The following is a 22,770-nucleotide window of genomic DNA, read 5'->3' as shown; positions in this document are numbered from 1 at the left end:
TTTACTATTATAGAGGTCAGCCAGATGACATTAGAGGATGAAGATATAAAAACGATTGAAAAATTTGCATTGCACAATGCTGTAAAATACAGACAACCCCCCCAGGTTGGCGCTGTCATGGGTCGTGTAATGGGGCAGTGTCCCCACCTGCGCCCCAAAGCCAAAGATGTTACGGCAGAAGTACAAAAAGTTATAGACCAGGTTGCAGAAGGCAACCCGGATGAATGGCAGCAGAGACTTGAGGAAGTCGCACCTGAACTTATTGAAGAACTAAATACAAAGAAGGAACCTGAAAAGGGTCTCAAGCCCCTTGATGTTGCAGAAGGAGAAAAGGTTGTTATGCGATTTGCGCCCAATCCCAACGGGCCCGCTACCCTGGGTAGTGCAAGAGGTATGGTAATCAACTCCGAATATGTCAAAATGTATAGAGGGGATTTCATAATACGTTTTGACGATACCGATCCCCAGACCAAGCGTCCGCTACTTGAAGCCTATGAATGGTACCTGGATGACTGTCACTGGCTGGGTATCGAACCTGACAGGGTGGTAAAGGCCTCAGACAGAATAACCCTTTACTACGAATATGCCCGCAAACTTATCGAAATGGGGCACGCTTATGTCTGTTTCTGTGACGGGACTGATTTCAAGAAGTATAAAGATTCATGTGCCCCATGTCCTGATCGTGACAGGGACCCTGCCAAGAATCTGGAACACTGGCACAAGATGATTGAGGGTGATTACGAAGAAAAATCTGCTGTATTGCGTATCAAGACAGAAATCGATCATAAGGACCCTGCACTGAGGGATTTTGGTGCTTTCAGGATAGTAAAAGCTACACATCCCCGCCCGGAAGTAGGTGATAAATACGTAGTATGGCCCCTTCTTGACTTTGAGGGAGCAATCGAGGACCATGAACTTGGCATGACCCATATCATCCGGGGCAAAGATTTGATGGACAGTGAAAAGCGTCAGAAGTATATCTATGATTACCTGGGCTGGGAGTATCCAAAGACCACCCACTGGGGCCGCATTAAAATGCATGAATTTGGTAAATTCAGCACCAGTGCACTCAGGAAATCTATAGAAGAAGGCGAATACACCGGCTGGGATGACCCAAGGCTTCCAACAATCAGGGCTATTCGCAGGCGTGGCATCAAACCAGAGGCCCTGCGTAAATTTATGGTAGACATGGGTGTCGGGGAAACCGATGTGAGTATAAGCATGGATTCCCTTTATTCTGAAAACCGAAAACTTATTGACTCACAGACAAAGCGTTTCTTCTTTGTCCCGGATCCTCAAAAGATTGAGATTATAGACGGAAAACACACTGTTGCCACTCCACCTCTGCATCCTGTGGAAAATATGGGTAACAGGAGTGTAGAAGTGGATAATATTGTTTATATTAGTGGTGAGGATGCAAAAGAACTATCTCCCGGATCTCTATTAAGACTCAAGGACCTGTACAACATTGAAATTGTATCAACCCAACCTCTCCGGGCAAAACATATTGGTGATTCAATGGATGAGGTCAGAAAAAAACGCCCACCTATCGTCCAGTGGGTAGCTAAAGACAATCTGGACGTGGAAGTTTTGTCTCCCGAGGGTAGATTCACAGGATTGGGGGAATTACAAATTGCAAATGAGATAGATAAAGTTGTGCAGTTTGAGCGTTTTGGGTTCTGCAGGATAGATGATGTAAAAGAAAAGAAAGTAGTAGCCTATTTCACTCATAAGTGAAAGGCTACTTTTTAATTTTTTAACTTTCAGGCTGCTGCGGAAGCATTAGCCTTTACAGGAAGAACTTCTGTCTTGCGTATTTCTACCCTTCTGATTGGATAGATGGTTTTTGTATTCCTGTAAATATTGGCTGCAAGTTTACCGGTTACGATTTCCTCGACAATGTGTTCAAAGTCAAGTTCTGCAGATCTTTCAAGGACGATTTTACCCATAATTTCCCGGATTGCTCTTATCTGGCTGCTTCTTGCCCTCTTTACAGTAAATGCAATGGGCTTGATACGAAGCTTGCGTCCGTCCTTGGTTGTTACCTCAAGGTTATTGTCTATACGGGATGTCTGGCGTTTTACAATGGAACGAAGGTAATCTGTAGTGATCTCGTGACCAATGAAAGCAGTGTTTGCAGTGTCGCCGGTTACGTTGTCGATAGCCAGACGTAGTTTGATGTTCTGTTTTGAGAAGTCATTGGTAATGTCTCCTACAGTGGTTTCGATCGTCCTTCCAACCAGTTTCTCACTATCATCAGTAGTGGTTGTCCCAATAACGGTCCTGCCAATAAATTCAGGAGTCTCAATGTTATACCAGGTTTTGTTCTTCCATTTGTCCAGTTTTCTCTGTACTTTTCTTGCCAATAAATTTCCTCCAGTGTTAGTGTGATATTTCTCTGTCGATGATCAATGTAATTCTATAATATAGGCTATTAGTGGCCTTCTATACTAGACATGTCCATATATAAACAAATCGGTTATCCAGTTTAGAAGAACCTTATTCCTTCAGGCATTTCTCCAAAACGCTTCCGGAATTTTGCCGGCCAGTTTTCCGGATCCAGGCCTTTCTGTGCAAGGAAAGCCGAGGTCCACCTTTCCAGCCCAACACCCGAACATCCGGACCAGAGTTTGTCTCCCGACTGGCTTTTCACATTAAAACCGGAAGGATATTTATCCCCGTTGACACTCACGTTCTGGAACTCAAGCCATTCGCCGTCCTCTCCCCTGTACGGCAGAGGCGCCTCATAGTCTGTAGTACCGGCACTTTGCTCATCCGATACACCTGCAAGTCCCTCCTGTGCCATGAACCATGGTGTGACCCAGGCCTTTCTCCATTCAAGGTCCAGGATTTCATTGAAGATATGCATATAGCGTTCGTGGAGCTCTTCTGAGGCTTTGACTACCTGTTCCTTTGTACCCAGCCAGACAATTTCGATACGATGGAATTCATCAACACGTTCCATGCCGTGGATGCCACCACTTTCATACCTGTGGGATGTCCCGGAGCGGTCAAATACCTTCAGGGGGAACGAGTCTGTTGGTATGGTTTCGCCCTGTAAATACATCCAGAAGGGGGGACACTGGGCATAGCACAGACCACCTATAGGATCGCCGATTTTTTCCTTGATTAGTTCTGTAGGCACTTCTTTTGTAACCTTGTAGTAGTCAGCGACCTCTTCCCAGTATTCCGGATCACGGGTCTTCGGGGGGCATACATAGTAGATTTCGGGGTAGACCCCTTTGGCATGCCCGGATTTTTTCCACACATCCCAGGGAACAAGTTTCGGGAAAATCATTTCCTGGTATCCCAGGGGTTCAAGAAGTTCCTCAAGAACAATCTTTTCAAAAGTGCGGAACAATTTCGTGGACTGGGGACCGTGGATCCATTGTCCTCTGCTGGCCCCTCTTTTAATCCACCCTTTTTCTAGCATTTCCTGGGTAGGATCCTTCTCAAATGGGTGTGCTTTTTTTTCACTCTGCCACAGAAGGTTCCAGTGTTCGGTCTTGCCGCCATAGACCTTTTCTCTTATCTTGTCCTCCATAAGGGTAAGTATTCTGTCAGGAATACGGTTTTCAAGTTCTGCTTCTCCAACATCCAGATTGAGTGTGATGTATTCTCCGTCATAATCCATTGAACTGACATGTGGTATCTTCAGATCTCCGACTGATTTTTCAGAAGCCATTTTTATGACAAACTCATCAACATCAATACCCCGGATGCCCAGATGGTATTCCTTTCCAATTTTGCCAGCAAGAGGTTTACGCAGCCGGATAATTGCATCATGAGATCGGACATACCGGCCGGAGACTATCTCAATGTTTATCCGGTTATCCTTTACATTCCATCTTTTAATTCTTGCTCCTTCCCCTTCTGGTGCTCCTTTGGCGAGTATCTTTGGGGCTTCTCCCTCAAGAAACTCCTGAATGGTATCTACGGCGGGTGCGGGGTCCCCGCTAGTTTTGAAGGCAGCTTTTAATCTGAATTCCAGATCCATTATATTTCCTCGAAATGATTAAATAATGATTAATAAAGTCCTTACAGCGACTCAGTTATTGTTACTAATTATTATAAGTTTTACCTGATGGCACAAACCAGCATGTTGGAAAAAGAATGTACTTACCATAATGCACTGTTTTTTTCTATAAACTCTTGCTGTTCAGACTGGCGACTTTTGGTATAGATGAGGGCTGCAGGATGATAGAATTTCACCACATTTTTCCCATCTATTTCCCTGCATTCACCCCATTGAAGTTGCCTGTTTCCCAAAAAAGCTTCCTCAGCAGTATTTCCGAGCAGAATTATCACATCTGGATCAAGCATTTCGATTTGCCTTTCAAAAAAAGCCCGACAGGCGGCAAGTTCTCCTTTACGTGGCCTACGGTTATCAGGAGGTCTGCATTTGACTGTATTGATCACCGCCCAATCATTCTGCTGAATATCCATATCTTCTATCATATCATCCAGGATTTTGCCGGCCCTGCCACAGAAAGGTATTCCACTTGCATCCTCATTCTTGCCGGGGGCTTCACCTATGAAAAGTACTTTTGGATTTTCCCCCCCCTTCATTATTACTTTGTGGGTTGCAGATTCATGGAGCTGGCATGCAGTACATGAATTTATTTTTCCCTCTAAATCTTTGAATGAATTAATCATTTTTTGCTCCATTGAAATCCAGGTCTTCGGCAATTTTGGCATTCATAAGGAGATCGTCCATAACAGATATCAGGGAAGAAAGTTTTTCTGTCCTCAAAGTTATGGAATTTTCATCGGGGAGGATTTTACTTTCCATGTTCGCAAGATTGTCCGGCCTTAATGACTCAATAATTGTTTTTCCCCTTTGGCCTACAGGCAGTTTAAGAGTGCTTTTAATTTTCATCTGCATTGTTTCCCAGCTGTTTTGCGATAATGGAATCCAGGGCTTTCAGGAACTCTTCCTCACTTCCTGGCGGTATGGCCGCACCGGATGCTATATTATGTCCCCCTCCGCTACCTCCTACTCCGGAAGCTGCCTCTCTTAAGGCAACTGCAAGATCCAGTCCACCGTCAACAAGTTTGCGGGTTCCTCTTCCTGAAATTTTTACAACATCATCAACTTTGTTCAGGGCAATGAAGGGCAGATCAGGGTGTATGTACCTGATGACAATACCTGCAATCATGCCGGTGGCTTCCATGTCTTCTCCCTGAATATATCTGAGATGCTGCAGTTTTTGAATTTTCTTCTCTGCCTTTTTGATTTGCCCCATCAAAACTTGCTGGTATTGTTCCGCAATCTTCCAGCCTTCTTCTGCAGCCTTTTCATCTCGCAGGCAGGCAGTAAGGGCAAGACCCCCACGTTCAAGTTTGCCACAGCAATTGAGGAGGGTTACCATGTCGTAGACATTTGGAATGGTCTCATGATTGAGAATGTAGACTTCACCGATACTGGCATCAATCGCTTCAGGACTGGCTTTTTTTGTCAGTTTAAGTGCCACGGCAGAAGTAAGTTTTTTCATCTGATTTTCATCAAGTTCCTCGACTGGGCCACTGATACCCAGAATATTAAGGAAGTTTGCGATCTTTTCTTTTTCACCTGTTATGTCAAGGTAGGGTTCAGGTGTTCTTTCCAGCACTTCTGCCAGATCACCATCTCCTATCTTTAATCCTTTCCTTATGGAAATAGAGCCACTTTCAATTCCTTCTTTCAGGATCTGGCCATTCTCCCTGTCAAAAAGCTGTTTATCCCCTATGGCACCTGCAATTGCAAGCCCTGCAAGCTCTTTATTTTCGGGATTAAGTTCTGTTGCGACAACATAAGCAGTGGTTGAGGCGCACATATAGTAAGCACCATCTATGTCTGCAAGATGAGGGTTTACCATTATGTGTGCCGTTGTGTCACCCACAGGTGCGTGGTGGTCTATTATAATGGTGTCATTTTTGACTTTTTCAATCAATTCAGGCTGGCCGCTCCCCATGTCACAGAAAAGTACGAGATCACCATTATCAGTGCTATTGTTAACTGTTTCCACAACATTTTCATCTAGCCGGCTTACAATGCTTACGTGGAAAATTATATCTTCCCTCAGCAGGGCATGGCACATTATAGCTGCTGCGGTAATCCCGTCTGCATCATTATGGGATATGAGTCTTACACGTGAGTATTCACTGATTTTTTCAGATGCCCTTTTTGCACTGGGTCGCAATTTTTCCAAAAACTTTCACCTGCCAGTCCACATATGCTAATTATAGATGGAGTGATTTTGATATTAAAGGATTCATTATGTAGCACACATTTATACTTCTATTGATTTGTGTGGGTTTGCCTTCACATTGCCTTTAATAAATGGCAATTAACCGAAGATACAGCAGGAAAAAACTAAATTAAAAAAGTTGGGGAATTGTACAAATTCCCGTTTACTTAGTAATAAGCATTTCTGCAGTTTCTGGTTTATATTTCCATTCGGCTGGAAGGACTTTGTTTGCCTTATAATATTTAACCAGTCTGCGAATTTTGGATTCGGTAAGCTGAAGAGGACGTTTGTTATGTACATCTTTGTTATTGGCTGCAACATGTTTTCTCAGACCAATAGCTTTTACGATAAGATTGTACAGATCTTCAGGAACACCAGCTGCTACTTCATTCTCTTTCAGGATAGCGGTGAGCTTCTTTCCTGTAGCGAGTTTGACATCAGGAACTCCATAGTTATCCCTCAACTTCATTCCGATGACACTGGTGGGATTGCCTTGCTTCCACAAGTCAAGAACCACCTTTTCGATTTCTTCTGCATCCTGCAAAGACCATGCGGGTACTTCTGTACGAATGGGTTTTGTGGACCCTGCCTGGCCTTTTCTGCGAGTGTGCATTTTTGCCATTATGATTACTCCTTATTATTTTGATTTAAATTTAAAGTGGCGATAAAGTTACAGGTATGAACATTGGGAGATTCCCTGTATTGGCGAAGTGGTGCTAATTAAAGGCACATGGGTTATATATTTTGTGCCATTACGGCTGTATGCATGGAGATTATCAAATATTCACAGTCCACTTTATGTTCTTATGCACCCTTTCACATCTTGCCTTTTTTGAATATACTTCCTCGAATCCTCCATCCTCTATGTTTTTACTTCTCAGGTGCATCTTACCTGCCAGCTCATCGATGAACTGTGAGAAGCCCTCATCCAACATCTTTGCCGAAAATTCAAAGATCCTGGCATCAGGGTTGATGGTCTTAAGAAGTTGCCTGACAGATATCAAATATTCATGATCAGCGATGTCCACCTTGTTCAGGCACAGTATAACGGACTCCTCGATCTGTGTAATTACAAACTTCGAGAGATTGTCGATCTCATATCCAAAGCTGCTGGCATCCACAACATGTACGATAGGATCAAACGACAGGTCAGGGATATTCTATGGGTATAGTCCCAATTAGATATTTTCCGCGATACTCTCATTTACAATCATATCAATTTTTTTATTGCTTTTTTTCTAAGGGCGATCTTGAAAAGTTTTTTTGGAAGCTGCCCTTCTTCAAATTCCTCTACATCAACGATATCATACCCTTGCGAAATGCGCTTCACCTTCTCCCTGCTCAGGAAATGGACAATGAATCCACCCTTTATCTGCCACATGTCCTCTCCCCAGTGAACTCCTGTTCGATATTGAGGATCACCTGTGTGTCTTGTGGTGAATATGTTCAGACCGTCTGGTTTCAGGACCCTCCTGATCTCTTTTGAAATGAATACAAGTTCAGATGTTTTTAGGGGCATACAGTAGAGCATATGAGAAAAACAGGCATCGAAAGACCCATCATCGAAAGGCAGAGATTCCCTGACATCATGCTGCAAGGCTGTTATCGATCCAGATAGTCCCATATCCCGGGACCTCTGATCTATACATTCAATCCCCTGTCTGGAGTAATCAAGAGAATATACCTCGAAACCATTATTTGCAAAGAACAAAGTGTCCCTTCCCTGACCTGCTCCAAGTTCAAGAATCTTTGTTCTACCCTCTTCCTTGAAGAGTTCTGCTGCTTCCATGGCAGGACCACTGCATCTTTCACCGAACATCGAATTGTTCTTTAAAAATACATTTTCCCAATGACACTGCTGCTTATTCAATATTTCTTCGTCCATACATGCTATTTTCTGATTCATGGGACCACTTCTCCAATAAGGTTCAATTCATTTCGAGACAGGATTTGAAGATAGATCGTCCGTATGACCCTGCTCACAAACGAGGACTTATCGATCTCCAGAGGGTTTCCATTTCCTCGATCGGTGTGCTAAGAGGGATCTCACAGCCTGTCGAGAGAATAAAACCCTTTTCTGGAGCACAGTCCATACAACTTTTTACCTCGTGCTCAATATCATCTAAAGAATCCCTGCAGAAAACATTGGGATTGATGTTACCCATAAGGCAGATACCATGTTTTTCAAGTTCCTTAAAACAATATCTTGGACTACATCCGACCTTCTTATGAATCTCTGTACATTCGATACCATACTTCTTGCCCAGAGTGTTAACATCCCCGAAAGCGAAGTTCAGGGCATCTGGTCTTAAAGATGCTTCCATATCATGGAAGGCATGTTCAGCACAATTATGGGAGATTACATAAATGCCATTATTCTGGATATGTGCATAGAGCTGTTTTGTATAAGGGAGCATGAATTCCTCAGCCATATCTGGACTAAAAAGGTCTGCAGTGTTCCCCCCGTTCTCAACGAAGATGCCGTCAACCCCTTCTTCAATCAGCCGGTCAGCATACAGGATACAGCTTTGTGTGAGTCTTTCAAGTAACTCATGAACATTCTCTTTTTCAGTGAGCATTTCTATGTAAAGACTGCTGGCTTCAAGTAACTGAGAAGCAAGCATCAAAGGGGAAAGCATGGCACCTGTGATAAAGACCTCGTCCTTGAGCTCCTTTTTGAGTATCCCTACTGAATGTACAACCGTATCGATCCTGTGGGACATTTCAATATCAAGGGGATTAATCCGATCATATTCACTTGCAGAGCTTAGTGGATACCCGGCTATCGTAGGATACCGGTTATCCTTGATGTTCAGCCGGGTGCCAAGTGCTTCTGCCTCAACAAGCAGACATCCCCAGGGAGACATAACATTGTCATGATGGTACATCTGCCTTGCAAGTATCTGCGCCCTGGCTATTCCCTCTGCAGAATAGTAGACATCACTCATCTTGGCATTCATGCGCTCCAGGACGCCGTTGCCTGCCCCAAACCAGAGATACCCATAAGGCATCCTGTCCACATCCTTCATCTCGAGAGCATTAACAAACCGCTCCTTGGACGTCATTTTCTCTGACAATATATCACTCTCCCCGGATTATTCGTATTAATTCCCTATTCCAAAGATCATTCAAATTCTATACGAACATCCCCTGTCTTATGGACCAAAGATTTCGACATCATGCCTGCTTCCAGACAGCACACATGGAGGACAGCACAGGGAACAAGGCATGTAACACTGCATTTTGCTTCCTGGGCCTTTTGCATGACACAGTTGTCCTTTATATCGAACAGGTCCATCATAGGAACTTCCAGATGGGACATCTTCTTGACCTTTTCACAGGGTGTGTCTATATCGATGATGATCTTGTCACCATCCAATTTCCCATTTATTTTATGCGTAAAATCACATACATTCGAATATACAGTTATTTCTGTCATTTGCTTTCCTCCTCACAAATAGAGCAATAGAATTTCATAAAAACTGCTATTATTAATGGCCACAAATTGTTGTAATTGGGTTGTTTGTCTATATTTTTGATGGGATTTTTTACCTTTTTGCAGGATGGGATTTTTTGGCATAGTACTCATCTCTTGCTCGAACAAGTGCCTTTACATTCTCAAAAGGAGTTTTAGGATTTATTCCACTTCCTGGAGAAAGCACATCGATTTCATCTGAAAGACATTTTTTAGTAAGAAACAAATGTTTTTATACACATTTGTCCATACATAGAATTCAGTTATATAGTAAACAGTGTGAAAAATAGCTTGGGACTCCATGCTATTTATTATTTTGCTTTTTACTATTGGTTTTGCAGGAGTGCTTAATTGATTACCATTCCTCTGTTTCTATGAATTACAGGTTTCCCATAAGATAATTTGCAGTATTTACAACTCATGATACTATACTTCTAAATTAATGGAATTAGTATTATTGATACAATACATAATCTGCATTGGCTATCACATATTAGGTGATATCCGTTACCATCCACTTTTGAGAATATGCTCCCTGGCATCTTCAACAGTCAACTGGTGTTGTTCACCTGATTCCATATCCTTCAGGGTAACCTTGCCGGCCTCCATTTCCCTCTTGCCCACTATCACTACATATCGGGCACCAATGTTATTGGCATGAGACAGCTGGCCCTTGAAGTTTCGCTGCATTATATCGAGATATACCGGCACATCCCTACGTAATTCGCGCGCAATCCCTATTGCATCCAGCCGGGTGTCATCTGTTGCCACAAGCACAACTTCCCTTTTTTGCTCAGGTTCAAGTTCGCATATCTCCATTATACGATCAAAACCAAGTCCAAATCCGGTTGAAGGAACATCTCCTCCCCCGAAAAGCTGTATCAACTGGTAGGAGCCACCCCCACATATCTGGTTCTGGGCACCAAGATTGCTGGCATATATCTCAAAAACCATACCAGTGTAATAATCAAGGCCCCTGGCAATACCAAAGTCCACAGAATATTTCACATTATAGGCATCCAGGATTTGTGTCAGTTCTTCAAAAATCTGGAGTTCGTCAATATCCCCTACAATTTGCCTTGCTTTTTCTATTGCACCATCTCCGGTGATACTGACAAGTTCAAACAGCTCATTGCGAAGCTCTATTGATGCATTGATTTGTTCAAGATACTCATCAAGTCCGGTATCATCCTTTTTGTCCACAAGCCTCATTATCTTTGTTTGTTGCTCCGGTTCGAGTCCTTCAAGTATATGACGGATAATCCCCAGATGCCCTACATGCAGGTCTCCCTTGATCCCTACAGATTCGATCATTTCTTCTGCAAGAGCTATTACTTCGGCATCAGCGTCAGGACGGCTGCTGCCAATAGTCTCAACCCCAAATTGCCAGAATTCCCTGAAACGTCCCTTTTGGGGCCTCTCATAACGGAAGCAATTTTCGAAATAGAAAAGTTTTAGCGGACGGGGGGTTGCCTGCATTTCGTTCACATACATACGCATGACAGGTGCCGTAAGTTCCGGACGCAGGGCAAGCTCCCTGCCACCCTTATCAAAAAAATTGTAAATCTCCCCTGTAACCCCTTCTCCGGATTTGAGGGTGAAAAGTTCGAGATTTTCGAAGGTAGGGGTGATTATTTCGTGATATCCCCATCTGGAAACTACGTCTCTCATTCTGTTTTCAACAAAACGTCTCAATCGCGTATTCTCAGGAAGGAAATCTCTTGTTCCTCTTGGTCTGCTGATTTTCATCGTATCTAACCTGATATGAATTAATGATTGTAATTGAAGATTCAGTAGGTTACATCATTGTTAAATATATTTTTTGTTTTGATGCCTGAATCACAGATTGTTAATTTCAAATAAGAACAAACCAATCTATATTACATGAGGATATGGGATTTACCACCATCCGACCTTTGCAGACAGCATCTGCTTGGAGAACACAGGGAATTGCATGCTCTCTGGTCCATTATCACTAAAAATAAAAAGGCTTATTCCAATCATCCTGAAACTCTTCGCTGGAAAGGTAAATTACACGCCCTCTACCTGCGCCATGAAAATATTGTTAGTGAAATGAAGAAGCGGGAGTATAACCACCACAGTCCCCTTGAACCTACCCTTGCGACAGGGGGATCCAGGCAGGACACTCTTATAACATCCATCGATGAGCAAAAAGACGCTCTCAGGAAAAAAGGTTGTAACTGCAAAATTTAAATAGGATATATCCAGCGTTAATTTTATAATTATTAATACATATGCATACAGGATTATGTCCCCAATGACCCGTGAACAGATTATTTATGGTAACATCCTCTATGGGGATGATCTGTCTTTGGTGAAAGGTTATGTATGTATCCGGGATGGTATAATACATGAAGTATGTGAGGAGCAGACATCTTCTGAAAATATTATTGCTCCCTGTTTTACCAACTGTCACACCCATATAGGGGACTCGGTTTGTAAAGACCCCTGCATAGGCCTGCCTGAGGATTTTGTGATACAAAGGGACCTGAACAGTCTGGTCAGGCCACCGGATGGCTTAAAACACCGCATTCTTGCAAAAACTTCTGACAGGGAACTTATAGAATACATGAAATTTTCCATCAGGGACATGCTTGCCACAGGAACCACCAGTTTTGCAGATTTCCGGGAGGGAGGAAACAGGGGCGTGCTGGCACTGAAAGATGCATTAAAAGATATGGATATTGATTCCAGGATATTTGCAAGACCCGACAGCAGGGAGTTCAATATGCCTGTGCAGGAGGGGGTATCCCTACTTCTTTCCCAGGCCGATGGTATAGGTATGAGCGGTGCACATGATGTGGATTTGAATCTACTGGCACAGATTGCAGATACCTGTCACAAATCCAGAAGTCCTTTTTGCATACATGCCGGTGAAAAATCCCACCACGATATTAAAGATGCCCTATCCCTGCAGCCTGATATGCTTGTCCATCTGACACAGGCAGTACAGTCAGACCTCAAAAACGTTGCCGATGCATCGATTCCGGTAGTTGTCTGTCCCAGGTCCAATTTCCTTACAGGAGTGGGGATGGCACCTGTTGCTGAAATGTTGAAAGCCGGTATAAATGTGGGCGTAGGTACTGACAATGTTATGCTGAATTCTGTAAATATGTTCTCTGAGATGGAGTTCCTTTCAAAGGTGTTTGGACTTGAGGATAGACAAGTATTTAAAATGTGCACACTTAATGGGGCATCGATATTGGAGATGGAGGGAAAAAGCCCTCTGCGGGAAGGGGATAAGGCAAATCTGATGGTATTGGATGGCACGTCAAATAATCTAAAAGGAATACAGGATGTATTAAGTGGTCTTGTTCGTCGGGCAAGGCCAGACGATATTTTATCAATAATCCATTAATCTATTCATTTATTCGAGAGATCAAACATGGCAAGTGAAATCTACAAAAAGATACTGATCGCTACCGATGGTTCCACAGAGAACAAAAAAGCGGTCTCTTACGGAATTGAACTGGCAAAACTCAGTGGTGCCAGAGTATACGTGGCGTATGTCGTGGATACCGCATCATTTGATTCCATTCCCATGGATGGCGGATGGGAAATGATGTATGAAATTCTTGAAAAGGAAGGGCAGGAAATAACCGATAAAGTGATATCTGACACCGGAGAAGATATCGAAATAGAGTCAAAGTTGCTTGAAGGCGATCCAGGTCATGAGATAATTGATTTTGCTGAAAACAATGGAATTGACCTTATAGTCATGGGTACCCACGGTAAAAGTGGACTTGACAGATTCCTTCTTGGAAGCGTTGCAGAAAAGGTCACCCGCAACTCACATGTCCCCGTTATGGTAGTAAGGGGAAATGGAGAAGAATAAAAATCAATAAAAGATTTTATTGAGGTTATTTAAAAATGCCAGAAAAAACCCTTATTAAGGATATCATGGTGACTGATGTCGCCGCAGCCAGTCTGCCCGGTTCACGAGACGAAGTGCTGAGTATACTGAAAGATAAAAAGGTATCCGGCGTGCCGGTGATCAAAGATAATCGGGTGGTTGGTATCGTAAGTAGAAGTAATCTCCTGAGCAATCCTGAAGAAGAACAGATTGCTTTGCTTATGACACGGGACCCCATAAAGATAAAACCGGAAGATAATATCAAAAAAGCTGCTCAATACCTAATTGATTATGGTTTCAGAAGGTTGCCCGTTGTGGATGATGACGGCAAACTCGAGGGAATGGTAACAGTTGCCGATATTGTTGCAAGTATGGCCTCTATGCAACTCGATGATCCAATAAGTAAATATCTGGGCAGAAAAGGTGTTGGTCCGGTATGGTGTGAAACACCTTTGCCCTTAGTTGCCAGGAACATGGAACTTGCACATATAAAAGCAGTTCCGGTTCTTAATTCAGAACTTGATCTGGTAGGTATAATATCTGATCGTGATATTATCAGTGCAAGTGTCATAGAAGATTCCCTTGAAATGTCGGATATGTCTGCTGGTTCTGACGATGATGAATGGACGTGGGAATCCATGCGGGATACTCTCAGCATATATTATAGCGTATCCAGAATAAAAGTTCCGGATGTGCCTGTAAAAGAAGTGATGGTCACCGATCTGATCAAGGCATCCAGTAATATGAGTGTTAGTGAATGTGCCCTTAAGATGAAAAGAAACAGGGTCGATCAGGTTCCTGTGGTGGATGCAAACGGTGCATTCATTGGACTGCTGAGAGACCGTTATCTCATGAAAGCATTGATTGATAGCTAATCTTATAATTGAAGCTGAAGGGATTCCATGCCCACTCCCTTTACATTTATAAATGCTGCAATGTCCATTGACGGGAAAATATCCACCCGACAGCGGCGTCAGGTAAGGATATCAGGGGATGTGGATTTTGAAAGAATGGACGAATTACGAGCAAGTTCTGATGCAGTAATGGTAGGAATTGGAACTGTTCTTGCTGATGATCCCAGCCTTACTGTCAAATCCGATGAAAAGCGGGCTAAAAGGCTTGCAAATGGACTCGATGAAAATCCCGTACGAATCGTGGTGGACAGCAAGGCACGTATTCCAACAGATGCTGATATATTCAGGAAGGGTGCTGGTAAAAGAATAATTGCAGTTTCTGAAAGTGCAGCTTTTGACAGGGTCGAATCACTGAGAAAAAAGGCTATGGTCATAATGATTGGCGGAGATCAGGTGGATCTTCCTGAATTGTTATCCATACTTGATGAAATGGGCATACACCGGCTTATGGTTGAAGGTGGCGCCAGCCTTAACTGGGGGCTTGTAAAAAACGGGCTTGTGGACGAAATATATTCCTTTATAGGAAATCTCATAATAGGAGGGGCAACCGCTCCTACTCTTATTGACGGTGATGGGTTTGGTGAAGCCGACATGCCGGTATGTTCTCTTATAGGTGCTGAAAAGATGGAGGAAGGAGTACTGTTGAAGTGGAAACTTAAAAATGCCTGATTTTTTACATCCGGGTTTTGTATATATTTGGGGATACCATGCATAATACTTATATTTTAATATACCACTCTTTTAGTGGATGATAGCGGGTAACAGAATTACGTACGGATTTGTGCTGATTGTGATGCTATTGGCATTTGTGACTACCGGCTGTACAGCTCCCGAAGTTAACCAGCAACAGGAAACCATTGTACAGGAGTCGAACATTAAGGATATCGAGCAACTGAACACCTTATTGGAAAAGGAACCTGTGCTCATCAAATTCGGTTCACCTACCTGCGCCCCCTGTAGGGACCAGGATTTCATTCTGGATATTATTGCAGATGATTATAAGGGAAAGGCCTCTGTGATCATGGTGAACATTAATGAAGAGCCTCGTGTAGCCTCTTTCTTCGAAGTGTATTCAATACCCGACATGAGTGTCATTGCAGGAATTAAGGATGACAGGTATCTGTTCATGGGACCTGAGGGCAATGTTTCTTTTGACCGGAGATCCACACGTTATGTGGGGCTGACAGACGACAATACCCTCCGGCAGGCACTGGACAATGCTATCGCCTACAGGCAGAATAATACATCATGATATAAAGGCGGGATACAAATGGTTGCCGACACCATAACTCCCATTGCGATCTTTGTTGCAGGTATTGCTAGCATTGCTTCTCCCTGCGTATTTCCCCTGCTGCCTGCCCTATTCGCCTCCTCAACAGGCCGGGGTCGTTTCAGGCCCCTTTCCATTGTTTTGGGATTATGCATATCCTTTGTATCGATGGGAATTGTAACTTCTGCATTTGGTTATGCTCTGCACGACTACCTGGCCTACCTTAACATCCTGGCTGCTGCTGTCATTATAGGTTTTGGTATCGTTATGGTCAGCAATGTGGAAATATTCAATATCTTTTCAAAAGTTCCCGTACCTGCCAGCGCAAATCGGGGATTAAGCGGCGGATTGCTCCTGGGCCTGTCTCTTGGGGTTGTGTGGCTTCCCTGTATCGGCCCGATTCTCGGCGCAGTGCTCACCAGGATAGCTGTTGAAGGGAATATATACTACGGAGCAGCGATGCTTTCCATTTATTCCCTGGGCTTTGCGATACCGATGTTATTGGTTGCCTATTCCGCCCATTTTACGGGTAATTATGGCAATGTTGCAAAATATCAGAATTATATAAAAAAAGGAGCTGGATTGGTGCTGATTATCGCAGGTATCTGGATGCTCAGCATCAACCCTTTTGTGACCTTCTGATCAGTCACAGGTTTCTTCATCTCTTTTGATCGCCACAATTTCATTGACACAGGCTACAGCTATAGGTGTCCCGCCCCGCGTACCTACACAGGTTATTGAAGGAATGTCCCGTTTGCGAACCTCCTCCTTGGATTCAGCGGAATTGACAAATCCTACAGGTGTTCCAATCACAAGAGCGGGTTTTATCCCATGGTCGATCATCCGGCATACTGCAAATGCAGCGGAAGGAGCGTTTCCTATGGCTACGATTGCTCCTTCAAGCCTGTCACGGCAATTCAAAAATCCGGCTGCTGTTCTTGTAATACCATATTTGTGAGCAATTTCTGCATCCTTATCCTCATCAAGGACACAGATTACCGGGCAATCATGCCCCTTTTTGGTAATACCGGCTTTAACCATATTGATGTCGACAAAAATGGGAGCACCGTTTTTGATAGCTTCTACTCCTGCTTTTATTGGGTCATTCGTAAAGCGCATTATTTCGGCAACTTCAGGATCGCCTGTGGATATCATGCATCTCTGCCTGACACGTCCCTGAGGAGAATCATCTCCAACCAGTTTGCTGGCAATACGCCTGCTGGTCATGTAAATGGCTTTTGCTTCTTCTGTCTGGGCGCCCATATCCCTGCACATTTCCACGAGTTCAGGTTCTGCTTCCATTGTGATTTCCACAAGTTTGTCGAGTTCCAGACTGTTTTGTTCTTCAGTAGTCATATTTTCTCTGATACCCCCTGGGGGTTATTATCTTTTCCATGCCCTTTTTGCCCCATATACGGGATTCAGGGGTTGTGACCAATATCATGGTCCTCATATCCACCCAGTCGTCATAATCCAGCACCTTGCCAAGGGTTGTTACCTTCATTTCCTGGGAATCCCCTCGCAGTGCATTCTTCACAAGGCCCACAGGAGATGATCCATCCCTTGTTTTTTGTATTATTTCAATGGCCCGCCGGAAGTTGGAATTACGTTGTCTGCTCTTCGGGTTGTAGAGAGATATGATAAAATCCGCCTCTGAAGCAGCCCTGAGCCTTTTTTCTATACGTTCCCATGGAGTTAACAGGTCACTGAGGCTTATCACTGCAAAATCATTGACAATAGGTGCACCCAGTACGCTTGCTCCTGCTGTGATGGCGGTAACGCCAGGCAGGACTTCGATATCCACATCCAGTTCATAATGTTCGGCAACTTCCAGCACAAGACCGGCCATGCCATATACATTGGCATCCCCACCACTTACCATTGAGACAACATTGTTCTCTGCAAGTTCCACTGCCTTTTTGGCACGGTCAACTTCCTTTCCCATATGACTCCTGATAATTTCCTGGTCATTGAGGAGTTCCTTGACCTGATCAAGATATGTGCCATTACCAATTATGTAGTCAGAATTCAGGATGGCATCCCTGGATGCAATGGTAAGTTGTTCCACCGAACCGGGCCCAATCCCGATTACATAGAGTTTTCCTTTTTTATCATTCTGCGATTGCAATTGTTATCCTTCCATATACTTTCTTTTTCATTATCAGATTCTTGTTAGTAGAAAGTGCAAGTGCACAGGGTTCTGCCACACCTTTAAGTCCAAATCTTGATGCCCTTGATATAGAAGGTACATCTATTTCGTTAATCCTGGAGTGGGACAGGAAGTGAATTGGCACACCTATAGTTTCAGCTGCACTTTTAAGTCCCTGTTCATCTTTTTTAAGTTCGGCTGAGGCCAGTGCTTCGATATCTTCCTTTCTGGTATTTGTTGTTTCCAGTGCCTGTGCGATGGCTTCGAGGACTTCTTCCTTGTGGATTCCCCTGCGTGCACCGATTCCTATAATCATGTGTCTTCCTGTTCACTTTTAAGTACGGACACATCATTGTCCACGATCACAATTTTTGGTCCCTTTATTTTCAAAATCCCGACATCCTGCTCCAGCAGTGCACAATTCACATCCTTTGTGGATTCCTTGTTCACTATGTCGCATCCCATTTTTTTGGCAATACCCTCGACAGAGTTGCGATTATGGACTTCAGTTGCCGTTGTTATCACGGGTGTCGCACCAATTTCAGCAATCTTTCGGACCAGTTCATTGCCTCCATGGTGCCCACCCAGGACAGGGATTGCAAAATTGAGATTCGAATCCACCACAACAACCGCCGGATCTGTCCACTTATCTTTAATGAGAGGAGCGATGTCCCGGACAACTATACCTGTAGCAAACACAGCAATTATCCGGTCATATTTTTCAAAGGCTTCCTTGAAAATATCCTTGCTATAGATAAGCAGGTCTGCTCCCACATGTTCTGCTATTTGGCGGGCCACATCCATATTACGATTGAAAGTTATTACAGCGGTGGCTGGTGTACTCCGTATAGGTGTGACCTCCTGTAATTTTTCGGATCCACCACACCTCCGATAATAATCATGGCAGAGCGCTGGATTCCTGCTTTTTTGACCTTTTGGGCAATTGTTTCCACGTTTCCGTAGATTACCTGTTCATCATCCCAGGATGCATGGTAAATTACAGCAACCGGAGTGTCTGAAGGACATTCCAGTTTTTCCATGATCTGTTCAATCTTCTGGGTCCCCAAAAAGATTGCCATCGTTTCACCATGTCTGGAAAGGGCAGGAATTTTATCTTCCCCAAGTGTTTTGCCTGCGGGACGGGTTATTATAAGGGAATCGGAAACACCGTTTAATGTCAGCTGGGTGTTAAGAGATGAAGCAACTGCAAAAACAGAGGATACTCCGGGTACCCTTTCGACTTCAATATCGTATTTTTTCAATTCTTCCATCTGTTCGATGATAGAACCATAAAGGGATGGATCTCCACTGTGAAGCCGGACAACTTTCTTGCCTTCATTAAGTGCATCCACCATCACTTTGGTAGTCTCTTCAAGGGTCATTCCATAGCTGTCTATCTTTTTGCCTTTTGAATATTCGAGCACTTCAGGATTTACCAGTGAACCGGTATATACCACAATATCGGCCTCTTCCAGTTTTTCCTTACCAAGTACGGTGATCAATTTGGCGTTTCCCGGACCAGCACCGACAAAAGCGATTTTGTCATCCATTTATTTACCCCCTTTTTCTGCATAGAGAATACTGAAGTAATTACCTTTCCCGGGAATGTTCTCCTTGCCCTTTATAATCCTTTCCCGATCCAGGAACAGCCTTTCAGCAAATATGAAATTATCATATCCTTCTTCTGCCAGATTACGGATAATGTCCTGTGTATGTTTTGCCTTCAGTACAATCTTTGATTTTTTGTCAGAACCATCCGATACTTCAAAAGAGGAATCGATTTCTGAATCGGTACGTGAGGCAAAAGAAGTAATTGAACTGATACCAGGCACTGTTGCAGTTTCAACGTCCGGATAGTATTTACGCATGACTCTCTTTAAATGTGTAAATGTTGAGAAAAAGTTAGGATCGCCGATCAGACCGAATACAACAGTTCCATTTCTTGCTTCATTGGCAATGATGTCAGCATTCTTTTTCCATATTTCATTTAGCACATCATAATCACGCAACATCGGAAAATCCAGTATTTCCGAATCAGTATATGGTTTAACCAGTTCCTCTGCCATTTTGCCAGGCACGTACACCTTGTCACTGTCCTTAAGGACGTTTACAGCTTTAAGCGTGAGAAGATCCGGGTCACCCGGTCCAAGTCCTACTCCTATCAACATTTTTTATCACCTTGAATGTTACTGTATTTTCCGGATATCATATACACGGGATTTTCTGGTTTAAACATGGTTTCCCCGGTAATTGGATATCCTCTTGATATTGATATATTAGTAATAGTGTCAAAAATTCCAAGTTCTTTCATTTGGTTTATTACAGAAACCACAGTTTCAATCCTTACTGCATTGACGATGATGCTTCCTGCTTCATGTTTTACAAGAGATTTGAGAATAGCATCAATATTCTTTGTACCGCCTACAAAGGCACAATCAATTTTTTTTTCGGGAGGAAGTTGTTCAAGAACTTCTGATGACTCACCGTGTATGAGCTTTACACAATCGAGTCCGAAATTCTTGAAATTCTTTTCTGCAACTTCAATGGCTTCCTGACGCGCATCAATGGCAGTGAATTTTATATTCCTTGCCAACTTTGATGCAGCAATGGAAACTGCACCTGTACCACATCCTATATCATAAAAGGTGCATCCTTCACTCAAGTCAAGTTTAGATAATGATACAGCTATTATTTCGGGTTTCGTAGGCCCGCCGCTTATATGTAGTAGCTCAGACATTGTTTTCCCAAGTAAAGTTTATTGGAATTGATTGGATATTGTACCTATACAATATCACTAGCTACATAAAAGGTTGTTGTAAATGAAAGGAGATGGTATTCCCAAAAGTGTACTTGTTCTGGGTACAGCGTCGCATGTAGGCAAAAGTGCGATAGTCACCGGGCTTTGCAGAATATTTTCCCGCAAATACAGGGTTGCCCCGTTTAAGGCACAGAACATGAGCCTGAATTCGTGGATCACAACGGATGGCAAGGAAATAGGAATCGCACAGGCAATACAGGCAATGGCTGCAGGTGTTGAACCCACAGCTGAGATGAACCCCGTGCTTCTGAAACCAAAAGGTGACAGGGTTTCACAGGTCATACTTATGGGCAAACCTTATGCCGACAAAAGTGCAGGTGCCTACTACGATTCAATAGAAGAAACTCATGGCGTACTTCGCCAGGCACTTGAAACACTGGGGAACGATTATGAAGTTATCGTAATGGAAGGTGCAGGCGGAGCGGCTGAAATAAATCTTTATGAAAGGGATATTGTAAACCTGGGTACTGCAAGGATTACCAATGCGCCAATAATACTTGTCGGGGACATCGAAAGAGGTGGGGTATTTGCAAGTCTTTATGGTACTATCCAGCTTCTGCCTGAAGATGTCAGGCAAAATGTCAGGGGAATGATAATTAATAAATTCAGGGGAGACCCCGCCATACTCCAGGCTGGTGTGGATGAGCTGGAACAGATTACCGGCATTCCTGTACTGGGTGTCATGCCCTATTCAAAACTTGGAATCCCTTCCGAGGATTCGGTGTCCATCGGGGACAAGTCATCTCCATCAGGAATGTATGATGTCGATGTGGCTGTAATCCGGCTTCCCAGAATTTCCAATTTTACAGATTTTGAACCCCTGGAACGCCTTGTAAATATACGCTATGTGAATCTGGATGATAAATTAGGCACACCTGATGCCGTGATAATTCCCGGTACCAAGAACACCATAAGTGATTTGCAGGATTTGCTTGAGAGCGGCATGGCTGAAAAGATTAAATCCCTGTACAGGAAGGTACCTATCCTGGGCATTTGTGGAGGCTACCAGATGCTGGGTAAAAAAATAGAAGATGCAGCGATTGAGGGTGAAGCGGATGCGAGCTATGAAGGACTTGGCCTGCTGGATATCCATACCATCTTTGATGCATATAAGAAAAAAACCGTTCAGGTAACCAAGAAAGTAAACAGGGCAAGTCCCTTTTTTGATTCAATAAAAGGTGAAACCATATGCGGTTATGAAATCCACATGGGAGATACTGGTTCAAATACTCCGGTATTTGGTGACGATGGTTGCGTTGATGAAAGCGGAATGGTAGTGGGAACCTATCTACATGGTTTGTTTTCCAATGCCAACATAAGGAAAGCCTTTGTTTCCTATCTTCTGGAGAAAAAGGGAATCGAGTACAATGAAGAAGATCTCGAAGATGACCCTTACGAAGAATTGGCACAGATAATGGAAGAATACCTGGATATCGGGACAATATATTCTATTCTGGGCCTGAAAGAGAATTGAAGGTGGATATACAAAGGACGCTTTTGGTTTGCCATATTCTTTTTTTTTGGATTTGTCTATGAAAAGCGGCTGCTATATCCAAAATTATCCAATATGAAATTATTAAATAGATTAAATGCCACTGTCTTCCAGAAAGAGAGTGAGATCGGATGGATATACTCGATATATATGAGGATGTAAAAAAGGATGTGCAGGCTATCTACAGGTCAAGGTTGCAGGCACAGATGCTTTTGTCACTCTATGATGAAGACAACAACACACTGGCAAGACTACGTGAAGTGACAGGAAGTACTTCACAGGCCCTGCTGCCAAAGATAAGAATTCTTGAATCCAATAAGTTGATAGAAAGTGTAGAACATGAATACAGGCTAACACCCCTGGGTAAAATTGTAGCCTCCAGAGTTGCAGATTCTGTCATGACCATGGGTACTGTATTGGAACATAAAGAATTCTGGAAGTCCCATTATATGGAGGCTATACCACAACCCTTACTCGAATCCATAGGTAGTCTTTATGATTCGAAGATTGTCAGTGATACTAATGTGGAAATTTTCAATGTGTACCAC

28 protein-coding genes and 1 pseudogene are annotated in these 22,770 nt (G+C 43.3%); 10 read left to right on the top strand and 19 right to left on the bottom strand.

The window, feature by feature from the left end:
• Nucleotides 1-24 precede the first annotated feature (24 nt).
• Nucleotides 25-1,737 carry a glutamate--tRNA ligase gene (locus tag A9957_RS00825; protein WP_292342846.1) on the top strand — a complete coding sequence of 571 codons (1,713 nt, stop codon included), beginning with the start codon at nt 25-27 and terminating at the stop codon, nt 1,735-1,737.
• Nucleotides 1,738-1,763: 26 nt separating this feature from the next.
• Here A9957_RS00825 and A9957_RS00820 read toward each other — a convergent pair whose 3' ends face one another.
• The 12 genes from A9957_RS00820 to hisS all read right to left on the bottom strand — a co-directional run bounded on the left by A9957_RS00820 (nt 1,764) and on the right by hisS (nt 11,454).
• On the bottom strand, nt 1,764-2,366 hold the full coding sequence (locus A9957_RS00820; RefSeq protein ID WP_292342844.1) for a 30S ribosomal protein S3ae: 603 nt from the start codon (nt 2,364-2,366) through the stop codon (nt 1,764-1,766).
• 122 nt (nt 2,367-2,488) lie between these two features.
• Nucleotides 2,489-3,997 (bottom strand): serine--tRNA ligase, encoded by a 1,509-nt coding sequence (locus A9957_RS00815; protein WP_096711856.1) that lies wholly within the window; start codon nt 3,995-3,997, stop codon nt 2,489-2,491.
• 122 nt (nt 3,998-4,119) lie between these two features.
• Nucleotides 4,120-4,656, bottom strand: a complete 537-nt coding sequence (locus A9957_RS00810) for a uracil-DNA glycosylase (protein WP_096711857.1) — start codon at nt 4,654-4,656, stop codon at nt 4,120-4,122.
• The gene (locus tag A9957_RS00805; protein ID WP_241645881.1) at nt 4,649-4,885 is read right to left on the bottom strand and encodes a KEOPS complex subunit Pcc1; all 237 of its coding nucleotides are present in this window, start codon (nt 4,883-4,885) and stop codon (nt 4,649-4,651) included. Before A9957_RS00805 ends, A9957_RS00810 begins: the two co-directional genes overlap by 8 nt.
• On the bottom strand, nt 4,869-6,191 hold the full coding sequence (locus A9957_RS00800; protein WP_096711858.1) for a DHH family phosphoesterase: 1,323 nt from the start codon (nt 6,189-6,191) through the stop codon (nt 4,869-4,871). The genes A9957_RS00805 and A9957_RS00800 overlap by 17 nt, the downstream gene beginning before the upstream one ends.
• 202 nt (nt 6,192-6,393) lie before the next feature.
• Nucleotides 6,394-6,852, bottom strand: coding sequence for a 30S ribosomal protein S15 (locus A9957_RS00795; protein WP_128754262.1), 459 nt, complete (start codon nt 6,850-6,852; stop codon nt 6,394-6,396).
• Between the two features lie 154 nt (nt 6,853-7,006).
• A complete protein-coding gene (locus A9957_RS10625) occupies nt 7,007-7,378 on the bottom strand; it encodes a GTP-binding protein (protein WP_279387845.1) in 372 nt (123 codons plus the stop codon).
• A 62-nt stretch (nt 7,379-7,440) separates the two neighbouring features.
• Nucleotides 7,441-8,136, bottom strand: coding sequence for a class I SAM-dependent methyltransferase (locus A9957_RS00780; RefSeq protein WP_292342843.1), 696 nt, complete (start codon nt 8,134-8,136; stop codon nt 7,441-7,443).
• Nucleotides 8,137-8,209: 73 nt separating this feature from the next.
• Nucleotides 8,210-9,307, bottom strand: a complete 1,098-nt coding sequence (locus A9957_RS00775) for a uroporphyrinogen decarboxylase family protein (RefSeq protein ID WP_243641535.1) — start codon at nt 9,305-9,307, stop codon at nt 8,210-8,212.
• Between the two features lie 47 nt (nt 9,308-9,354).
• Nucleotides 9,355-9,669 (bottom strand): DUF6951 family protein, encoded by a 315-nt coding sequence (locus A9957_RS00770; RefSeq protein WP_096711863.1) that lies wholly within the window; start codon nt 9,667-9,669, stop codon nt 9,355-9,357.
• A 109-nt stretch (nt 9,670-9,778) separates the two neighbouring features.
• A complete protein-coding gene (locus A9957_RS00765) occupies nt 9,779-9,931 on the bottom strand; it encodes a uroporphyrinogen decarboxylase family protein (RefSeq protein ID WP_241645886.1) in 153 nt (50 codons plus the stop codon).
• 281 nt (nt 9,932-10,212) lie between these two features.
• Nucleotides 10,213-11,454, bottom strand: a complete 1,242-nt coding sequence (gene hisS / locus A9957_RS00760; RefSeq protein ID WP_292342840.1) for a histidine--tRNA ligase — start codon at nt 11,452-11,454, stop codon at nt 10,213-10,215.
• Nucleotides 11,455-11,589: 135 nt separating this feature from the next.
• Here hisS and A9957_RS00755 point away from each other — a divergent pair, with 135 nt between their 5' ends.
• From A9957_RS00755 to A9957_RS00725, 7 genes are all read left to right on the top strand, one after another.
• Complete coding sequence (locus tag A9957_RS00755; RefSeq protein WP_096711865.1) at nt 11,590-11,919, top strand: pyrimidine dimer DNA glycosylase/endonuclease V; 330 nt, start codon at nt 11,590-11,592, stop codon at nt 11,917-11,919.
• A 55-nt stretch (nt 11,920-11,974) separates the two neighbouring features.
• A complete protein-coding gene (locus A9957_RS00750) occupies nt 11,975-13,084 on the top strand; it encodes an amidohydrolase family protein (RefSeq protein WP_096711866.1) in 1,110 nt (369 codons plus the stop codon).
• A 27-nt stretch (nt 13,085-13,111) separates the two neighbouring features.
• On the top strand, nt 13,112-13,561 hold the full coding sequence (locus A9957_RS00745; protein WP_096711867.1) for a universal stress protein: 450 nt from the start codon (nt 13,112-13,114) through the stop codon (nt 13,559-13,561).
• Between the two features lie 35 nt (nt 13,562-13,596).
• The gene (locus A9957_RS00740) at nt 13,597-14,454 is read left to right on the top strand and encodes a CBS domain-containing protein (protein WP_096711868.1); all 858 of its coding nucleotides are present in this window, start codon (nt 13,597-13,599) and stop codon (nt 14,452-14,454) included.
• A 27-nt stretch (nt 14,455-14,481) separates the two neighbouring features.
• Nucleotides 14,482-15,162 carry a 2,5-diamino-6-(ribosylamino)-4(3H)-pyrimidinone 5'-phosphate reductase gene (locus tag A9957_RS00735; protein ID WP_105459910.1) on the top strand — a complete coding sequence of 227 codons (681 nt, stop codon included), beginning with the start codon at nt 14,482-14,484 and terminating at the stop codon, nt 15,160-15,162.
• 79 nt (nt 15,163-15,241) lie between these two features.
• Nucleotides 15,242-15,745 carry a co-chaperone YbbN gene (locus tag A9957_RS00730; protein WP_105459909.1) on the top strand — a complete coding sequence of 168 codons (504 nt, stop codon included), beginning with the start codon at nt 15,242-15,244 and terminating at the stop codon, nt 15,743-15,745.
• Nucleotides 15,746-15,763: 18 nt separating this feature from the next.
• Nucleotides 15,764-16,405, top strand: coding sequence for a cytochrome c biogenesis CcdA family protein (locus A9957_RS00725; protein ID WP_096711871.1), 642 nt, complete (start codon nt 15,764-15,766; stop codon nt 16,403-16,405).
• On the opposite strand, the gene A9957_RS00720 is transcribed toward A9957_RS00725, so the two are convergent.
• The 7 genes from A9957_RS00720 to cbiT are packed head-to-tail and all read right to left on the bottom strand — an operon-like array spanning nt 16,406 to nt 20,649.
• Complete coding sequence (locus A9957_RS00720; RefSeq protein ID WP_096711872.1) at nt 16,406-17,119, bottom strand: precorrin-8X methylmutase; 714 nt, start codon at nt 17,117-17,119, stop codon at nt 16,406-16,408.
• A complete protein-coding gene (cobJ, locus tag A9957_RS00715; protein WP_096711873.1) occupies nt 17,109-17,891 on the bottom strand; it encodes a precorrin-3B C(17)-methyltransferase in 783 nt (260 codons plus the stop codon). Before cobJ ends, A9957_RS00720 begins: the two co-directional genes overlap by 11 nt.
• Nucleotides 17,875-18,228, bottom strand: coding sequence for a cobalamin biosynthesis protein (locus tag A9957_RS00710; RefSeq protein WP_105459907.1), 354 nt, complete (start codon nt 18,226-18,228; stop codon nt 17,875-17,877). The genes cobJ and A9957_RS00710 overlap by 17 nt, the downstream gene beginning before the upstream one ends.
• Nucleotides 18,225-18,716 carry a cobalamin biosynthesis protein CbiG gene (locus tag A9957_RS00705; protein ID WP_292342839.1) on the bottom strand — a complete coding sequence of 164 codons (492 nt, stop codon included), beginning with the start codon at nt 18,714-18,716 and terminating at the stop codon, nt 18,225-18,227. The genes A9957_RS00710 and A9957_RS00705 overlap by 4 nt, the downstream gene beginning before the upstream one ends.
• A 17-nt stretch (nt 18,717-18,733) precedes the next feature.
• Nucleotides 18,734-19,462, bottom strand: a complete 729-nt coding sequence (locus A9957_RS00700; protein WP_096711876.1) for a cobalt-precorrin-4/precorrin-4 C(11)-methyltransferase — start codon at nt 19,460-19,462, stop codon at nt 18,734-18,736.
• Nucleotides 19,463-20,080 carry a cobalt-factor II C(20)-methyltransferase gene (locus A9957_RS00695; protein ID WP_096711877.1) on the bottom strand — a complete coding sequence of 206 codons (618 nt, stop codon included), beginning with the start codon at nt 20,078-20,080 and terminating at the stop codon, nt 19,463-19,465.
• Nucleotides 20,074-20,649 carry a precorrin-6Y C5,15-methyltransferase (decarboxylating) subunit CbiT gene (gene cbiT / locus A9957_RS00690; protein ID WP_292342837.1) on the bottom strand — a complete coding sequence of 192 codons (576 nt, stop codon included), beginning with the start codon at nt 20,647-20,649 and terminating at the stop codon, nt 20,074-20,076. Before cbiT ends, A9957_RS00695 begins: the two co-directional genes overlap by 7 nt.
• Nucleotides 20,650-20,731: 82 nt before the next feature.
• On the opposite strand from cbiT, the gene A9957_RS00685 reads away from it, so the two are divergent.
• Both A9957_RS00685 and A9957_RS00680 read left to right on the top strand, forming a co-directional pair.
• Nucleotides 20,732-22,204, top strand: a complete 1,473-nt coding sequence (locus tag A9957_RS00685) for a cobyric acid synthase (RefSeq protein WP_292342835.1) — start codon at nt 20,732-20,734, stop codon at nt 22,202-22,204.
• Between the two features lie 149 nt (nt 22,205-22,353).
• A pseudogene (locus tag A9957_RS00680) lies at nt 22,354-22,770 on the top strand (ArsR family transcriptional regulator); the annotation flags it as partial.

The sequence above is a fragment of the Methanohalophilus sp. DAL1 genome (assembly GCF_001683555.1).
Taxonomy (GTDB): Archaea; Halobacteriota; Methanosarcinia; order Methanosarcinales; family Methanosarcinaceae; genus Methanohalophilus; species Methanohalophilus euhalobius.
This window is presented reverse-complemented; position numbering and strand designations above follow the sequence as displayed.

What these genes read in the sequence shown, in the direction of transcription:
- A9957_RS00825 (WP_292342846.1), top strand. Translation starts at nt 25, where the DNA reads ATGACATTAGAGGATGAAGATATAAAAACGATTGAAAAATTTGCATTG.
- A9957_RS00815 (WP_096711856.1), bottom strand. Translation starts at nt 3,997, where the DNA reads ATGGATCTGGAATTCAGATTAAAAGCTGCCTTCAAAACTAGCGGGGAC.
- A9957_RS00810 (WP_096711857.1), bottom strand. Translation starts at nt 4,656, where the DNA reads ATGATTAATTCATTCAAAGATTTAGAGGGAAAAATAAATTCATGTACT.
- A9957_RS00805 (WP_241645881.1), bottom strand. Translation starts at nt 4,885, where the DNA reads ATGCAGATGAAAATTAAAAGCACTCTTAAACTGCCTGTAGGCCAAAGG.
- A9957_RS00795 (WP_128754262.1), bottom strand. Translation starts at nt 6,852, where the DNA reads ATGGCAAAAATGCACACTCGCAGAAAAGGCCAGGCAGGGTCCACAAAA.
- A9957_RS00780 (WP_292342843.1), bottom strand. Translation starts at nt 8,136, where the DNA reads ATGAATCAGAAAATAGCATGTATGGACGAAGAAATATTGAATAAGCAG.
- A9957_RS00770 (WP_096711863.1), bottom strand. Translation starts at nt 9,669, where the DNA reads ATGACAGAAATAACTGTATATTCGAATGTATGTGATTTTACGCATAAA.
- hisS (WP_292342840.1), bottom strand. Translation starts at nt 11,454, where the DNA reads ATGAAAATCAGCAGACCAAGAGGAACAAGAGATTTCCTTCCTGAGAAT.
- A9957_RS00755 (WP_096711865.1), top strand. Translation starts at nt 11,590, where the DNA reads ATGAGGATATGGGATTTACCACCATCCGACCTTTGCAGACAGCATCTG.
- A9957_RS00750 (WP_096711866.1), top strand. Translation starts at nt 11,975, where the DNA reads ATGTCCCCAATGACCCGTGAACAGATTATTTATGGTAACATCCTCTAT.
- A9957_RS00745 (WP_096711867.1), top strand. Translation starts at nt 13,112, where the DNA reads ATGGCAAGTGAAATCTACAAAAAGATACTGATCGCTACCGATGGTTCC.
- A9957_RS00740 (WP_096711868.1), top strand. Translation starts at nt 13,597, where the DNA reads ATGCCAGAAAAAACCCTTATTAAGGATATCATGGTGACTGATGTCGCC.
- A9957_RS00735 (WP_105459910.1), top strand. Translation starts at nt 14,482, where the DNA reads ATGCCCACTCCCTTTACATTTATAAATGCTGCAATGTCCATTGACGGG.
- A9957_RS00730 (WP_105459909.1), top strand. Translation starts at nt 15,242, where the DNA reads ATGATAGCGGGTAACAGAATTACGTACGGATTTGTGCTGATTGTGATG.
- A9957_RS00725 (WP_096711871.1), top strand. Translation starts at nt 15,764, where the DNA reads ATGGTTGCCGACACCATAACTCCCATTGCGATCTTTGTTGCAGGTATT.
- A9957_RS00720 (WP_096711872.1), bottom strand. Translation starts at nt 17,119, where the DNA reads ATGACTACTGAAGAACAAAACAGTCTGGAACTCGACAAACTTGTGGAA.
- A9957_RS00710 (WP_105459907.1), bottom strand. Translation starts at nt 18,228, where the DNA reads ATGATTATAGGAATCGGTGCACGCAGGGGAATCCACAAGGAAGAAGTC.
- A9957_RS00705 (WP_292342839.1), bottom strand. Translation starts at nt 18,716, where the DNA reads ATGGATGTGGCCCGCCAAATAGCAGAACATGTGGGAGCAGACCTGCTT.
- A9957_RS00700 (WP_096711876.1), bottom strand. Translation starts at nt 19,462, where the DNA reads ATGGATGACAAAATCGCTTTTGTCGGTGCTGGTCCGGGAAACGCCAAA.
- A9957_RS00695 (WP_096711877.1), bottom strand. Translation starts at nt 20,080, where the DNA reads ATGTTGATAGGAGTAGGACTTGGACCGGGTGACCCGGATCTTCTCACG.
- cbiT (WP_292342837.1), bottom strand. Translation starts at nt 20,649, where the DNA reads ATGTCTGAGCTACTACATATAAGCGGCGGGCCTACGAAACCCGAAATA.
- A9957_RS00685 (WP_292342835.1), top strand. Translation starts at nt 20,732, where the DNA reads ATGAAAGGAGATGGTATTCCCAAAAGTGTACTTGTTCTGGGTACAGCG.